We start from the raw sequence: 15,782 nt of genomic DNA on the forward strand, positions 1-15,782 counted from the left end.
CTCAGTAGGCTGGCAATGCCGCCTGTAACCAGAGTTTCAGGGAAGCATCACCGGGCCAGACACTAAGCGTCGGGCGCAGGGCCATAAGAACCTGCAAATTTGCGGCGTGCAGATGAGTACAACTAGCAAGGTTGATTTTTGCGTCTGGATGCCTTTGCAGCCAATCAAGTAAACCTTCTGCTTCCTCGACGCCGACTACGCCCTCCATGCGCGCGCTCTTTTTCTGAAAATGAATAGTCATCAAAACAGCTCCTGTGGATTGAGAACCATTAGGATCGAGCCATCACCCAGCAGAGCTGAGCCTGAATAACCGGGTAGTTGGCCGAGAATGCCGGCGAGCGGCTTAAGGATGATGTCCACGGTTTCACGGAAGTCATCGACGATGATGCCCACCGGTTCGCCTTGATGACGCACCACCAGGGTTGCGAACTCATCTTCGAGGTTGGGCAGCTGCGCCTGTGATAAGTCCAGCAGCTGATTCAGATCGAGCAGCGGTATCACTTGCCCGCGCAGAATGGCCGTACGATGCTGCTTGATGTTGCGTATCGCATTGCGCGGAACCCTCACAGTTTCTACCACGCAATCCATCGGCACCCCGAACACTTGCTGGTAAGACTCGACGACCATCACACTACTCACCGCCATCGACAGTGGCAGCGACAGCACAATACGGGTGCCCTTGCCCACCTGGCTTTCCAAACGAACGCTGCCGTTAACTCGCTCGATAGCGCTACGTACCACGTCCATGCCGACACCGCGCCCTGACAGATCAGAGACCGCCTCGCAGGTTGAAAAGCCAGCAGCAAATACCAGGTTTACCGCGTCTGCATCGCTCAACCGCTCCAAGGCTGTTTCGTCCAACAAGCCTTTCTCGTATGCCTTGGCCTTGATCACGGCGGGGTCGATACCTTTGCCGTCGTCGCTGATCTGAATCAGCACACGGTCCGCTTCCTGGCTCGCGCGAATCTCCAGTCGACCGCCTGCCGGCTTGCCCTGGCGAATACGCTCTGCGGGCAATTCGATACCATGGTCAAGGCTGTTACGCAGAATGTGGATCAGTGGATCAGCCAAGGACTCAATGATGTTCTTGTCGGCCTCGGTGTCCTCACCGATAAGTTCCAGGCTGACTTCCTTGCCCAGCTTGCGCGAAATATCGCGAATCAGCCGTGGAAAGCGCTGAAAAACAGATGAAACCGGCAGCATGCGCACCTGCATGATCGAGTCCTGCATTTCTTCGGCGATGCGGTTAATCACCGCGTATTGCGCCTTGATCTCGCGCGCTAGATCACGCACGCCATGCTGGTGCTCAGCGCGGCTGGCGAGATAGGGCAGCGAGTTTTTAGCCACCACCATTTCGCCAATAAGCGCCATCAGACGGTCGATTTTGGCCTGGTCGACTTTAAGTGTGGTGCTTAAGCTCACATCCTCTGCACGCCGCCCGAAACGCGACTCAGCCTCTGCGGGCGCAGCCGCAGCAGCAGTACTTTCACGCAGCACGGGCTCCAGCACCGCAGTCTCGCTTTGGTCATCAGCGGGCTCACCCAGTTGAGACCGGGTGACGGTCAGCCAGTCGCGCAGCGGCCCCGATGTAGCCTGCTCAAGTGACTGCTCAAGAGCAGCATCCAGCGCGGCGAGTAACTCTGGCGAAGCAACCCCAGCCAGACAGCCGGCAAGGCTCGCAGCCACCGCCTGCAAGCGCCCCGGCAACCAAGACGCCGCATCGGACAAACTCAGAATGCTGTGTTGAGCTATCAGTATCTGGCGCAGCGATACATCCATTTCAGGTTCTGCGCTCGCCCTTGCAGCCGCCTGTGCGGTCGCCTCTGTAATTGCCTGTGACGGCGCTTCAACATGCCGCTGTGGCTGCGTCTTAGCTTGCGCCAGGTAGGCCGCCCAGTCAGGCCCGTCGGCGGATTCAAGCGAGCGAATCAGGTAGCTGGCCACCGCTAAATCATCTGCATGCACGTCCAGTATCAACATCAGCCAACGTAATGCCGAGCTCAGCCAGAGGTCCGGCGCGGACAACTCCAGCAGGGTGCGGGTAACACGGACCAGCGTCTCGCGGTCCCCCTGCTGCAACGCCGCTAAGGCATCAGTCATAAAGTCGGCGTACACCGGCCCGCTGTTTGGCTCACCTTGCGCAATGATCAAGCAAACGGCTGGCACGCTGAATGTATCGAGTTGCTCCGGCGTATAGCGGAACAACTCCATCAGGTGCGCTTGGCTGTCTTGGGTGAGCAACTGAAAGCACAGGTTGCAGTTGTAGGCATCTAACTCGAGCAGCGGAGCCCAATGCGCACGCTCAAGCACGCGCTGCCAGATAACCTGGGGGATTTGCCGAACCTGGTGTAAAGGGTCCTCACCATTGAAGAAACAATCGGCAAGAGGGTTGTACTCGACCCAATGCAGGGCACTGCCCTGGCAGGCGCTGCGGTACACCTCCATGCGCACGGATTCAGGCACGGCACTCAAGGCCGTGTGCACCAACGCCAATGCCTGCTGGGAAAATACCTCTGTCTTGGCATCCTCCACTGCTGACTGCGCCGGCTCGGCGGCCTCTGCATGCAGCGGCTTTTGCACACCTAACAATTCACGCAAGTCAGCGGCGAGCGCCGCCGCAATGTTGGCTTGCTGTGGATCGGTCGAGCCGCTCTGCTCCACCTGATCGGTTAGTTGACCGACAAAGTCCATGGCATCGAGCAGGCGGTCGGCGAGTTCGCGCGAATAAGTCAGGCGACCATCGCGCACGGCGTCCATGACATCTTCACCGGCATGCAGCACCCGGGTCATTTCAGGGAAATCGAATAGCCCACTGTTACCCTTGAGGGTGTGCACCATGCGAAACAGTTCGTTGATCAGGTCACGACTGTCTGGCTCACTCTCCAGTTGCATCAGCCGTTCAGCGATGCCCTGCAGAAAGTCGCGCGTCTCCTCAAGGAACTGCTGCAGTAATGGGTTCATGGCGCACCCCTGCCGAGCAATAACGATACATAGGCAAGCAAAGCCTCTGGCTTGGCTGGCTTTATCAGGTACAGATTCGCACCGGCGGCATAAGCGGTACTCAGGTCATGCGACTCCGACTCCGTTGAGATCATGATCGCTGGCGCCTGCGGCAACGCCTGGGTACGCAACTCGCGCAGGAACGTATAGCCATCCATCTTCGGCATATTGACGTCGACCAGGTAGAGATCGAACGGCTCTTCTAGTGCCTTCTCCAGCCCCTCTAAGCCATTCATCGCCTCGTCAACGGAGTAACCCGCAGGCTCCAGAATGCTCCGGTGGTAAAGGCGCACTGTCGCGGCGTCGTCAACGATGAGAATCCGCTTCATTGCTCCTCCCAGGATTTCTGATAAACGATGCTTTCCGGGAACTTGCGTATTTTGAACAGCGAGGAAATACGACTCATGGATTCCGAGTGGCCAAGGCAGACAAAGCCGCCCGGGTTTAAGGCGTCGAAAAACGTTTCCGCGGCCTGTCGTCGTGACAAATCATCGAAATAGATCAGCAAGTTGCGGCAGAAAATCACGTCAAAATCACGGTATCCGCGCACGGCATTGGCATCCATCAGGTTGACCTGGGTAAACTCCACGGCATCGCGCAAGTCATCGCATATCTGGAACATATCGCCACGCCGGGTGAAGTACTTTTTTAGTAAGGGTTCCGACACGTTCATCACTGAGCGGGCTGAATACAGGCCATTACGGGCCTGCTTTAAAATCTGCGTATCGATATCCGAGGAGATGATTTCAATGTCCCACTCGGCGATGGCCGGCCATTGCTCAAGTAAATAAATTGCAATGGAGTAGGCTTCTTCGCCGGACGATGACGGCACCGACCAGATCCGGATCGGTTTGCGATCGCGCTTATTGCGCACTATCTCTTCAAGCATCGAGCCCACCAAGCAACGAAACTGGTAGTCCTCGCGAAAGAAGTAGGTTTCGTTGACCGTCATCAGGTTAATTAACGCCTGAACTTCTTCGCCTTTGGTGTCAAAACGCAGCTGCATGAAATAATTGCGAAAACTGTCCGATTCGGTTGCATTGATACGCTCAAGCAAACGCTTATCGACGAAGTACCGCTTGCTGTCTTCAAACTGAATTCCAGTCTTGCGATAGAAGAACTCACGAAACTTGCGGAACTCTTCTTCGCGAATACTGATGGCTGTCATACTGCTTAACCCTCACCGATTCGCTTAAGCGCGAGCTTGCTTGCGAACCAGATGTAAGGCTCGTTGGGGAAGCGCCAAGTCATGCTTTCCAATGCGGGTCGTGCGGCACTGCTGCCGACCTCAACCAGAACATCGATAGCACCGGCGCAGACATTGATGTGCGGGTCTCGCTCAAGTACCTCAATTAGCCAAGACTCAACCTGCGGGTGGCGCAGCGTGGCGAGAATATTGATGGCAAACAGGCGTACGTCCGAGTCGCGGTCGTGCAATAGCTGTTCGATAATGCGTACTACCGGCTCAGACAATTTAGCCATCGCCTCGATGGCCTCGTTGCGCAGGCCAGCGTCTTCACTGCGTAAGCAATTGACCAACGCGTCGATCGCCACTCCATCACCAATGCATGTCAGGCTGGTCAGCAGAACCTCACGCACGCTGGTGTCTGTTTCCACATACAGACGCTCGGCCAAAGCAGTACTAGCCGCCGGAGTAGACGCCAGGTCCCTTGCCGCCCAGCGTCGCGCACTCGGTTCGGCAGCGGCTAACTCGCAGAGTAACCCCTGAAAATCCCTGGTATGGCGGCGCTCGTAATCCTCATTGGTGGTGACGCTAGACGGCTTTTTAATGGGCATATTGAGTCGATTCCTCAGCTCAGCACATGGTCCAGGAGATGAGTTGATCGGCTATACGATCAGCATCCAGGGTTAACGACGCGCCCTTACGGGCAATTAGCTCCGCTGGCATGCCAAACACCACAGCGGTATTTTGCGACTCGGCGATGGTTCTGCCGCCGCCCCGACGAATCTCGCTAAAGCTGTCGGCGCCGTCGTGGCCCATGCCGGTCAACATCACGCCAATCAGCCCTGCCGGCTTAACGTGCTCCATGGCTGAGCGGCCCATCAACTCGACCGATGGATGCCAAAGAAATCCGCTGTTTTCCGGCTTGGCGAGTACGGTCAGACGTCCATTTCGACGCCCTACCAGCATGTCCGCACCGCCCTTGCCTATGTATACGCAGCCCGGTTCCAGTGGCATTGGCCGCGAAGCCTCTACCACTTCAAGCTCGCAGATACCATTGAGCCGGCTGGCAAACGGCAGGGTGAAACTGGCCGGCATGTGCTGAGCGATCAGAATTGGTAATGGGAAGTCGCCAGGCAGATGCGGCAGGATGTCCTCAAGGGTGCGCGGCCCACCGGTAGAAACGCCGATCAACACCAGGCCCTCATCCAGGCTCTGGCGTGACAATGAGCGTCGCTCGACAGCAGCCACGCTTTCACGTTCAGCCTTCAGCCGCGTGCCCAGCCCGCGCGCTTTATTCAAACGTGCGCGCAACGCTCCACGCACTTTGGCCAAAAGTTCGGCCTCGATCCGGTCCATGGACAGGGAGATGGTGCCGCCAGGCTTGGCTACATAATCAATCGCACCCAGCGCCAGCGCCTCAAAGGTTGCCAGAGCGCCCTTCTCGGTCAGCGAAGACACCATCACCACCGGCGCCGGGCGCATCGCCATGATCTGCGCTAAAGCCGTCAACCCGTCCATCTCTGGCATGTTGATGTCCAGCGTGATGACGTCCGGCTGGAACTCCATGTTTTCAGCCACTGCTTCAGCGCCGTTACGCGCCATGCGTATCTGAAAATCACCCTGCTGATTAAACATCTGGGCTAACTGGCGGCGCATCAGCGCGGAATCGTCGACTATCAGCAGTTTGATCATGTGGATTACTCGGAAAATGATTCGAGTTCGCTCAGATCAACGCCCTCAACCATGCAAGCTGCGTCGATCAACTGGATCATTCGATTCTTCAGGTTGGCCACACGACCAATCAGTCGCGCCTGTTCACCTGACAGGCGTGGCGAGGCCTCGATCAGGTGCAATGGAATTTTCAGCACCTCAGTGACCGAATCGACGATAAAACCGGTGCGCACGTCGCGAATGAGAAAGATCATGATCCGCTGACGATCGTTACGCTCAACTGGCGGCAGGCCGAAACGACAACGCTGGTCGATGACCGGCAGTACCGTGCCGCGCAGGTTGATCACGCCCTCAACAAAGGCCGGTGATTTCGGCACGTGCGTCAACTGCTCAGGAACGCGCACGATCTCCTGGACACTCTCGATCGCTACGCCAAACTCTTCGCTACCGAGGCGAAAGACAACGACTTGTTCCTCGTCATCAACACCTTCGTTATCCGTTGGCTCGTTATCCAGCGCTTCGTCGTTTAGATTTTCCACGCTGTTCAGAGCCTCCTTGATGGTGGCATGACGAAACATGTTTTCGACCGCAATGATCGAGACCAAGCGCTTACCGTCTTCCAGCCGACAAATCTCAGTAATGTCGGAGAGATCGCCATTACGGGCTAACAAGCCGGGCATTGCGTCGATCTGTGCTTTAGGTACCCGCAGGACCTCATTGACGCGGTCCATCACCACCCCCACGGAGGAGGCGCCCAAGGACACCACCACGATTCGACTCTGCTCGTCAGCACTGCGCGGCGGCAGTCCAAACAGGCGGCGCAGCGAGACCAGAGGCAACAACCGGTTACGCAGGGTCATGACCCCCAAGACGTGAGCTTCAGAGTGCGGAACGTGGACAATCTGTTCGGGTACCTGGACGATTTCCTGAACATCTTTGATGGCAATTGCATACTCCTGCTCGGCCACTTCGAAGCTGACCAAATGCAACTCGTCGTTGACTAACTCCTCATCGTCGCCCTCTTTGCGGTCGCCAACAAACACGCTACTGCCTGCCAGGCTGCCACCCAACTTGGCAATGGTTTCGAACTCGCTGGCTATCAGCTTGGCGAAGTCCAGCACCATGACCATGGGGTAACCCGCCACGTCCTTGAGCAGCCCGCAGAGCAGTTCCGTGTTCACCGTACTGCGAAGAGCTCCTACGTCATGTATGCACCCAGCCTCGACACCGACCACGCTGGCCACACGATCCACCACAAAGCCCAAGGGCTGACCCAGGTCGATGACCAAGGCGCGGGTTGCGTCATCATGCTCACGCTCCGGCAGACCAAATACCCGCTGCAGAGAAATGATCGGTAAAACCTTGCCGCGCAGATTGGCCAGGCCGTCCAGCGTCGCGGGCGCCAATGGCACGAGTACCACTTCCGGTACGCGGATAATCTCCTGCACCGGCGCCATATCCACGGCGAACACTTCGTCTCCAGCCATGAAGACGACGTACTGGGTAACGTCGGCGTCCTGCAACTCGCTGGTGTCATCCTCATTGCGCGTCGATGCACCGCGCTCAAGCATTTCAGTTGTCATGAGTCTTCCCCTCGAACGATCAAACTCAGAAGCTCTGCAGTTCATCCGCGAGCGAGGCGATTTCCTCAATGGCAGCAGCCAGTTCTTCTGCCCCCTGCGACTGTTGCTTGGCAGCGGTGGCGGCCTCGGTGGCGGACTTGTCCGCTTCCTGAGCGGCGGCGGCGATCTGATCGATGCCGGTTTTGATCTGAGCGACTGCTGAGGCCACTTCGATCGCTGCATCGAGGATGTCCTGGGTCGCGCGGTCGACATCGCTTATATCGCCCTCGATGACCACCAGAGCACTGGTTGAAACCTTGGCCTTCTCCACCTCTGACAGACCGGAGGCGGCGATCTCTTCAAGGTCACGGCCAACGATGCCAATTTGATCTTGCACCCCTTTAACCAGGTCTTTGATGCGATCAGCGTTCTCCGCGGAATCGTGTGCCAGGTTGCGAATGTCGGTGGCCACCACCACAAAGCCTTTACCGAACTCGCCGGCGCGGGCTGCCTCGATGGAGCCGTTCACGGCCAGCATGTTGGTCTGGATTGAGACTGTGGTAATGGCGTCGACGATCTTGTCGATCCGACGTGACACCAACTCCAGATCCTTGATTTGCTTGATGCTGTCCTTGGTCGACATCACTGCCGAGGAAATCCCCTTGATCAGTTCGTCGACGCTGCCTTTGTTGATGGCCAGCAGGTTGCGGATCGCCAGCACCTTGTCTTTGCCTGTCGTCGCGCGAGCGCGGGCGATCTCTAGACCTTTTTCGATCTGTTCGATCGCAGCAGCCGACTCTTCACTGGCGGCCGCCTGCACTTGGGCGCCTTTACGAATTTGATCAATGGCCGCCATGATTTGTGAGCTGGAACGATTGATCTCCTGCAACGCGGACGACAACTCTTCTGCGGCGGAGGCAACCTCTTCGGCGCTTTTCGCCACATCGGTTGAGTTCTTCAGGTCCTCGGCCAGTTCAGACAGGCTTTGCGCAGCGGCTTCGCACTGGGCCAAGGCCTGCGCTTGCTCCGCCACCGTTTTGGCCGATTCCTCAGCAGCAGCGGACTGTTCCTCGGCTGCTGCGGCGATCGTCTCTGAGCCCTTTATGGCCTGTTGTGAAGCGGTTACCGACTGTTGTGCGCCGATGGCAATTTCACGAATGCCTGAGGCGATTTCAAAAGCATCAACACGAATTTGCTCAAGCTGCCCACCAATCGTGCGGCCGCGGTCAAGCTGACCTTCGACCTCCTTGGCTGAACTGTTTATGCCCTCAGAAATACCTTTGACCTCTTCGCGGATTTGCCCGACCAGCTCCTGGATCTGTTTGGCGCTTTTCTCTGAGGTTTCCGCCAGTGTGCGTACCTCGTCGGCGACGACGGCAAAGCCTTTACCGTGCTTACCGGCTCGTGCGGCTTCGATTGCCGCGTTGAGTGCCAACAGATTGGTCTGATCGGCAATACGCACGACAGCTTTGATGATGTCGCCGATATTCGCCGCTTGACGCTCCAGCTCAGCCACCATCTCGACTGATGCCGACTGGCGCTGCGCAGCCAACCCAACATTATTAATCAGTGACGAGATGTCAGCACTAGTTTTGACGACTAAGGCCTGCGTGGCATCGACCTTTACCTGGCTGGTTTCCGAGCTGAGCAACTGACGGCTGATGCCTTGATCAACCTGCTTAAAGGCTACTTGTGACTCTTGCGCGGCGCCGGACGCCTCTTCTGCACCGGTTGCGATCTGGTCGGAAGAGCGCTTGAGCTCCTCGGAAGCGGATGCGGCCTGGGCGATACCGGCCGACAGTTGACCGGTGGCAGCCGCAACCCGTTCGGCCGCCTGCTGTTGCTTGGCAAGGGTACGCGCACGCTTGCGCTGGGCATCGGCGTCACGCTTCATATCGCCCGAGGAGCGGACATCAGACGAGGCGGTGAACGTCGAGGATTTCTTGACTAGAGCCATGAACGTCTCCTTCAGGGCAGGGTGATAGGCACTTGAATTAACTGTCGGTCACACAGGCCCTGCTGAGCAGCTAGCGAGCTGTCCCATCGTCATGATTAGGGTATGGGCGTTGTGTGCAAGGAAGGATGACCTTGCCAGCGCCGGTGCGCAGTCGGGAGAGGCTGATTCAAGGCTAGGCGCAGAAGACGTATGCTTGTAGGACAACTCCTAGGCCTTGGGTGTTTAACACGCGCAGCCAAAAACCACGGCCGTAACCCGCAGCACAATCAAGTTGTCGGGCTCAGCGTGCAGCCGCATTGCTTTGGGCAAGCAATTACGCTCATCCTTCTAGGGCAGGTTTTCTTCGATAAGGTTGTTATTGAGGGCATAGCGCACTATGTCGGCCGAATTGGCAAAGCCCATTTTTTGCATCAAGCGGGCCTTGTGCGTGCTCACGGTCTTAACACTGACAAATAGCGTTCGAGCAATTTCGGTGACTGTTTGTCCGCGCGCCATGCGCGACAAAACTTCAAACTCGCGCTCGGACAGGCAAGCAATATCGTGGGTGCTCTGCACGCCAGGATCACGCAGGAGAGACTCGGCTACTTCCGGACTCATCGAGAGCCTACCAAGGGCTATACGCCTTATGGCCGTGACCAGCAAATCCGGCGCAGCATCCTTACACAGATAACCCGAAGCGCCGGCGCGGATACAACGCAGGGCGAACTGATCTTCTTTAAACATGCTGAACACCAGAACCGGCAGCTTAGGGTGTTCACGCTTGATGAGCTTGATCAACTCGATGCCGCTCTTACCGGGCATAGATAAATCAGTGACCAGGACATTAGGCGTTGTTAAGCGCAGGACGGTCATCAGCTCGTCGCTTTCCTGGGCTTCGCCAACAACCACTATATCGCCACAATCCAACAGGATCTGTTTAACGCCCTCGCGCACGATACGGTGATCATCGGCCAAGACTACGTCGATCACGCTGACGCCTCACACACAACCAATGGCAACGTGATAGCGACGCGCAAGCCACCACTTGGCGGTCTATCGATTTTCGTGCTGCCGCTTAACGCGGACACCCGCTCGCCAATGCCCAATAATCCAAAACGGTGGCGCCCGCCAGATGGCGAGCCTGAAATACCAACACCGTTATCAGAAAACTGCAGGCGCAAAATGCCTGCCGATTCATGCAGGACAATATTCACTTCGCTGGCCTGAGCATGGCGACTGACGTTGGTCAGTAACTCTTGAATGATGCGGAACACAGTAATGGCTGTCGGCTCGTCAGTGCTGAAATCCTCGCGATTCATCTCCAGGACGCAGTGCAGTCCGCTGTGCCTTGCATAGTTAGTGACATGGTGCTCGATAGCCGCCGCCAAACCGAGAATATCGAGCATTCCAGGCCGCAGGTTCTCGCACACCCGGCCCACCACATCAATGTTCTGGTTAACCACTTTCAGCATATTGCTCAGGCGCGCTGGCCAGGCGGCGTCAGCGCCAACCAGGCTGTTTTTTAACTGGTGAACATCCATGCGCAGCACCGTTAGGGCTTGGCCCATGTCGTCGTGCAGATCACGGGCAATGCTGCGGCGCTCCTCTTCACGCACGGTCAGCACAGTGGCATACAACTCACGTAACGCCTGCTTGTGCTCAAGAATTTCCTTCTCCGTACGTTTTTGCTCAGTGATATTGCGGGAAATGATCACGTATCCGGCTTTACTGCCACCATCCCGGTAATCCTGAATGGGCCACAGTGAAACCTGCTCCCAGTAGAGTTCGCCGGACTTGTGTCGGCAAAGCAAATCCCCACTCCAAGGCTGTCTGCCAACCAGCGCCACGAGCATGGCTTCGGGTGCGGCAGCAACCAAATGTGCGGTTCGCCAGGTCAGGAAATTACGTCCGACCATGTCGATCGCTGGATAGCCGCTCAGGTCGCTAAAACCGGGATTGAGGTACTCGATTGCACCATTGGCGTCTACGATCACGACGCTCTCCGGGCTTTGCTCAACGACCTGGGTCATGCGTTGCAGCACGTCTTCAATTAAATATGCATCCGATACATTAGTGTGTCGGAGCATTAACGCTTGGCTGCCGTGCCCGAGCGAAACGGCAACCATTTTCATCCAGCGTTTTTGCGTCGGTGAGTGACAAGGATAGAGGCAGGTGAACTCTGGATATTCGCCGCGCAGCACCCGCTGCAAGCCTTCCACTTGAGTGATGCCGCTGGCTGTAGAGCGATGGCACATATCGAAATAGCTCAGGCCGACACCGACAATCAGGCTCGCGCTCGCACCATTTTCTGCGCCGAATCGCTCCCAGGCGCGATTGACCATAAGAATCGTACCGTCCGCATCAAGCACCGCCAGCGTGCAGGAGATGGCATCAATAATCGAACGAGAGAGTTCCAGATCTGATGTGTCGAGCAGGTTATCCTCAGCAACTTTAGGGATAGTGAGAGACTCTCGCGCCGCCCCAGCACCGGAAGGACTAAGTAGCATGGGCCGCACGGCTCGCTTCCCGCGCAGTAGATAAAGCGCGCAGAGTGCCTTAAACAATTTAGCGCAAGCCCCGCTAAGCCCTCGCCATATCTGCAGGAGGTACCCAGTTGCCTGACTTTCACGCTTATCACTTGAAGACGTCATATAGACCTCACGCCAAATCAATTAAAATAAATAATAGAATTTTTATTTAAATAATTGATTTTATCGATGACTCGTTATTCTAGCATAAACAGGCGGATGAGATGCGTGAGTTTCTCGAGCTGCAATGCCGCCGCTATATCCGCTGGGCCGAGTACGAGCGCAATGAAGCCCTGAATCGCGCCTAGTTCCGTATACGTCTACGTCTACGTCTACGTCTACGTCTACGTCTACGTCTACGAGTCTCATTTCGGGGCAAAAGTGCCTAAGGCAATAAGTCCGCTTTTGGCCGATTGCTGCGGGCCGCAAACGAACCTGGGAGCCCCCCAAACAGGCCATTAGAGCGCGACATTATGTTGAATAAAAGCCATTTTCTCCAGAATTCCATACGAAGCCTAAAGATTAAAATATTGGTTTCTACCCCGTTCTTTAGCTATGTAGAGAGCTTTATCGGCTCGGGCCAGTAGTACGTTATACGGGGGCAGTGGACCAAATGTATGTACTGAAAAACCAACGCTTATAGTCAAGTATCCTGTGCTCGAAGCCGAGTGCGGTATTCTCAAGTCTCGCACTAGTTGGCATAGAGTTTCGACGTGCCGAGCTGATTGGTCTTTCGTCATGCCGCTGGAAAGAATTATAAATTCTTCACCGCCATACCTGGCTGCAAAATCAGAGCCACGCTGGAAAGACTTATTCAAACTATCAGCGACACGTATTAATGCTTCGTCGCCAGCTTGATGCCCATAAATATCATTGTATGACTTGAAGTTATCAACATCAATCATGGCAAGAGTCAATGAGTCGTTGTTGCGAAATGCAATTTTACATTGAATTTCGAACTGTATATCAAAAAAACGACGATTGTAAATGCCTGTCAATCCATCTTTCATGGATAGTTGTTCGAAGTGTGCTTTCATTTCCTCGAGGGACTGATGCTCGTCGCGAATTTGCTGTTGTATTAGCATGCGAGGTGTTACATCTTTTTGTATACCTAAAAAATTGGTTACAACCCCACTTTCATCATGAACTGGAGATATGCTTAGTTCATTCCAAAACATCGTTCCATCCTTGCGGTAGTTTCGCAAGGTTACGAGGCAGTACTCACCTCTTTTAACGGCGTTGTGAACAATTTCAAGTTCAGGCTGTTCTTGATCGTTTTTTTGTAGGTATCGGCAGTTAATGTTAGTGATTTCTTCAAACGAGTAACCAGTCATGCGCTCAAAAGCAGGATTTACAAAAATCAGCGGGTTGTCGTCGATAAGATTATCGGAGATGGTAATGCCATCTCGCGAATCCATAACTGCCTGTTTAAGAATTTCAATTTTCATGCAAATTCCGTCAATAGGATTGAATGGGGGGAGCTGTTTTAAAAGGGTATGCTATCTAGATGGTACAGTGAATTAACATTGCCTAATGTATAAGTATAGTCGTTGAAAAAAATATAATGTCTGTTTTTTATGCTTTAGATAGCCGTTGCGATTGATTTCAGTCAAAAGATCCGCAGAAATGGCCCTGGCTGGCTGATTGCGTCAGAAATGACCTGCATTGGGGAATGAGAATTAAAGGCTTAACTAGTCACTTCTTTTTTCGCGCGACCGCTTGGTGACCGGCTGCTTTTGGGCAAGATCGGCAGATGACCACTGTCTGCTTCGGGTCCAGGCTGTGTGAAAACACACTTGATACGTTCAACGCTGAGATTTTTTGGATTGCCTGCGAAGTCGGTAGAAGGAAGTAAAGATTGGTCCGTGCGGCCAACATCGGCGCTCATACGGCTGTTGGGGTCGCGTCAGCGGTCCCAACAGCCACTTACCGACGATCCAGAGGCATGATCACGCCCTGATCGCTTTAAGCAATCCCAAGATGCCGAAGATGCCAAAGATGCTCATCATTCGTTTGAGGTTGTAGGCGAGCACATGAAGGTTCATTTCGGTACTTACTCGCGTAAGTGTTTTGGTCAGGAAGTGGGTGGCTCCCATCCAATATTTGAGCGTTCCAAAAGGATGCTCAACAGTCTGGCGGCGAACCTTCATCTTCCCCGGGTCATGCTCCAGCCGAACCTGCATCGCGTCGACTACCGCTTCATGCTCCCAGCGCTTCACCCGACGTTCCTTACCCATCGTACATTGCTTTTGCATTGAGCAGGACTGGCAGGCTGAGAAGTAATAACAATGCAATAACGTGTCGTCTTCCGTCGACGAATGTCGCCTGGTTAGTAACTGCCCCGCAGGGCATCGATACTCGTCCGACGCCGCAAGATAGATGAAATCCTGCTTGCCGAATCTGCCTTCCGCTTTGCTGCCAGATGTGAGGGGTTTCGGTACGAAGGTAGTGATGCCGGCTTGCTCGCAAGCAAGGATTTCCAGACTGTTGACGCCGTCTCCGAATTGACCTAGGTGCTGACGCAAGACTGACCCGCCTCCAAACCTGCACAAATTCAGCAAAATCAATAGTTAGCGATCAACAGACTGGGTCAACGATATCTCGGCAACTGGATCAATTCGGCGTCGGCGTCGGCGTCGGCGTCAACACAATCTCCTTACCAACCAGCATATGTACCGAAATCAGCAGGTTTATGCTCAGGACATAATTTCGCTAATTTCCATACACCTTGCGTCGGTCGCGGTAGGAACGGCAGTTACCTGCCGCCCCCCGCACGGATCCGTACGTGCGGAACTACCGCATACGGCTCCTGCCTCGGGTAGAGAAGACGCATCCGTATGCTCTCGCGCACAGCTGATTCCGTCATGGGATAAGCGCTTATAGGGCCAACCTATACCGATTATTGGGACGAGCGGCTCTGACCTCCAGTGCATCGGCGAATCGCTAACTCATCTCTTGATGATGATTCATGCAGAGCGATTCCGGTACGCGAGACGGTATCGGTTTAGACACCACGAATAGTCATCAACAGCGAAACAATGCCGTCCCAGTACTTGAATGCTGCCAAAACTAAAGCTCCGACAATTGGTAGCATGGACAGTCCCTTCAGCAACCGAAAGGTCCTGGTCAGCGTTAGACCCTGCGTGTCCACCTGATCGATGGTGATACTAAGCAGACGTTGGAGTTTTGGTGGGTAGGTTTTTATCTTGTCTTTGAAATCATCGAAGATGACATTGAAGCTATGAAGCAGGCGCTCCGTTTGCAGCATTTGATTGTGCAAGATTGTTCGGCAAGTTTTGGAACCGGTCCTTGAGGGAGAGCTTTTTGAAGCGGATCTCCGCTTGGTACAAGCCTACGAGGATTCTTCGCCACCTCCGTCCGATCCTAAGCCTAGGGCCAAGGAAGCCAAAGAGGACCGACGCAAGCGCGGATGGCACGCGCTCTTCAATACACCCTGGCAACAGATTTCTCGATATAGTGCGTACCTTGGCGGAGAAACAGAACTCGCGACGTACCAAGTCGTCAAGGGATCTGAGTTCAAGCACGTATTGGTTGTCATGGATGATAAAGAAGCGGGCGGCACGCTATTCTCCTATGACAAGCTCTTCGGTGCCGAAGGCTTGAGCCCGGCTGACCTGGAGAATGTTACCGAAGGCAATGAGACCGCTATTGACCGAACCTTACGAATGCTCTACGTCACTTGCAGTCGAGCAGAAGAAAGCCTCGCTTTGGTTATTTGGGCTAAGGACCCCAACGCAGCGTATGTCGCAATCAAGCGCAGTGAATGGTTTACCACGGATGAAGTGACTGCTTTGAATTAATCTCCGGCGACCGTTCTCCCCGAATGAGTTAGCTTCGACTTCTCACTGAGTTCACGAGACCTATGCACCGTGCATAGG

General features: G+C 54.8%; 13 protein-coding genes and 2 pseudogenes. 1 reads left to right on the top strand and 14 read right to left on the bottom strand.

Annotated elements, in window-relative coordinates:
* Nucleotide 1: 1 nt before the first annotated feature.
* The 14 genes and pseudogenes from DJ564_RS24550 to DJ564_RS24610 form a co-directional block, all read right to left on the bottom strand.
* Complete coding sequence (locus DJ564_RS24550) at nucleotides 2–241, bottom strand: hypothetical protein (RefSeq protein ID WP_109634021.1); 240 nt, start codon at nucleotides 239–241, stop codon at nucleotides 2–4.
* Nucleotides 241–2,961, bottom strand: coding sequence for a chemotaxis protein CheA (locus tag DJ564_RS24555; RefSeq protein ID WP_109634023.1), 2,721 nt, complete (start codon nucleotides 2,959–2,961; stop codon nucleotides 241–243). The genes DJ564_RS24550 and DJ564_RS24555 overlap by 1 nt, the downstream gene beginning before the upstream one ends.
* The gene (locus tag DJ564_RS24560) at nucleotides 2,958–3,329 is read right to left on the bottom strand and encodes a response regulator transcription factor (protein WP_109634025.1); all 372 of its coding nucleotides are present in this window, start codon (nucleotides 3,327–3,329) and stop codon (nucleotides 2,958–2,960) included. The genes DJ564_RS24555 and DJ564_RS24560 overlap by 4 nt, the downstream gene beginning before the upstream one ends.
* Nucleotides 3,326–4,168 carry a protein-glutamate O-methyltransferase CheR gene (locus DJ564_RS24565; protein WP_109634026.1) on the bottom strand — a complete coding sequence of 281 codons (843 nt, stop codon included), beginning with the start codon at nucleotides 4,166–4,168 and terminating at the stop codon, nucleotides 3,326–3,328. Before DJ564_RS24565 ends, DJ564_RS24560 begins: the two co-directional genes overlap by 4 nt.
* A 5-nt stretch (nucleotides 4,169–4,173) precedes the next feature.
* Nucleotides 4,174–4,797: a HEAT repeat domain-containing protein gene (locus tag DJ564_RS24570; protein WP_109634028.1), complete on the bottom strand. Its 624-nt coding sequence runs from the start codon at nucleotides 4,795–4,797 to the stop codon at nucleotides 4,174–4,176.
* 19 nt (nucleotides 4,798–4,816) lie between these two features.
* Nucleotides 4,817–5,878: a chemotaxis-specific protein-glutamate methyltransferase CheB gene (cheB, locus tag DJ564_RS24575; RefSeq protein WP_109634030.1), complete on the bottom strand. Its 1,062-nt coding sequence runs from the start codon at nucleotides 5,876–5,878 to the stop codon at nucleotides 4,817–4,819.
* A 5-nt stretch (nucleotides 5,879–5,883) separates the two neighbouring features.
* Nucleotides 5,884–7,428, bottom strand: a complete 1,545-nt coding sequence (locus tag DJ564_RS24580) for a chemotaxis protein CheW (RefSeq protein WP_218277768.1) — start codon at nucleotides 7,426–7,428, stop codon at nucleotides 5,884–5,886.
* 37 nt (nucleotides 7,429–7,465) lie between these two features.
* Nucleotides 7,466–8,275 (bottom strand): methyl-accepting chemotaxis protein, encoded by an 810-nt coding sequence (locus tag DJ564_RS32935; RefSeq protein ID WP_371922090.1) that lies wholly within the window; start codon nucleotides 8,273–8,275, stop codon nucleotides 7,466–7,468.
* 285 nt (nucleotides 8,276–8,560) lie between these two features.
* Nucleotides 8,561–9,376, bottom strand: a pseudogene (locus DJ564_RS32940) (methyl-accepting chemotaxis protein); the annotation flags it as partial.
* Between the two features lie 327 nt (nucleotides 9,377–9,703).
* Nucleotides 9,704–10,345: a response regulator transcription factor gene (locus tag DJ564_RS24590; protein WP_109634036.1), complete on the bottom strand. Its 642-nt coding sequence runs from the start codon at nucleotides 10,343–10,345 to the stop codon at nucleotides 9,704–9,706.
* Entirely contained in the window at nucleotides 10,342–11,862 is a 1,521-nt protein-coding gene (locus DJ564_RS24595; RefSeq protein WP_162556238.1) for a PAS domain S-box protein, read from the bottom strand. The genes DJ564_RS24590 and DJ564_RS24595 overlap by 4 nt, the downstream gene beginning before the upstream one ends.
* Before the next feature lie 536 nt (nucleotides 11,863–12,398).
* A complete protein-coding gene (locus DJ564_RS24600) occupies nucleotides 12,399–13,331 on the bottom strand; it encodes a GGDEF domain-containing protein (protein WP_109634040.1) in 933 nt (310 codons plus the stop codon).
* A gap of 501 nt (nucleotides 13,332–13,832) precedes the next feature.
* Nucleotides 13,833–14,363: pseudogene (locus tag DJ564_RS24605) on the bottom strand (transposase); the annotation flags it as partial.
* 524 nt (nucleotides 14,364–14,887) lie between these two features.
* Complete coding sequence (locus DJ564_RS24610; protein WP_256597452.1) at nucleotides 14,888–15,163, bottom strand: hypothetical protein; 276 nt, start codon at nucleotides 15,161–15,163, stop codon at nucleotides 14,888–14,890.
* A 277-nt stretch (nucleotides 15,164–15,440) separates the two neighbouring features.
* Here DJ564_RS24610 and DJ564_RS32275 point away from each other — a divergent pair, with 277 nt between their 5' ends.
* On the top strand, nucleotides 15,441–15,704 hold the full coding sequence (locus DJ564_RS32275) for a hypothetical protein (RefSeq protein ID WP_218277769.1): 264 nt from the start codon (nucleotides 15,441–15,443) through the stop codon (nucleotides 15,702–15,704).
* The last annotated feature ends 78 nt before the right edge of the window (nucleotides 15,705–15,782 follow it).

Origin of the sequence: Pseudomonas sp. 31-12, from assembly GCF_003151075.1 — a bacterium.
Classification (GTDB): domain Bacteria; phylum Pseudomonadota; class Gammaproteobacteria; order Pseudomonadales; family Pseudomonadaceae; genus Aquipseudomonas.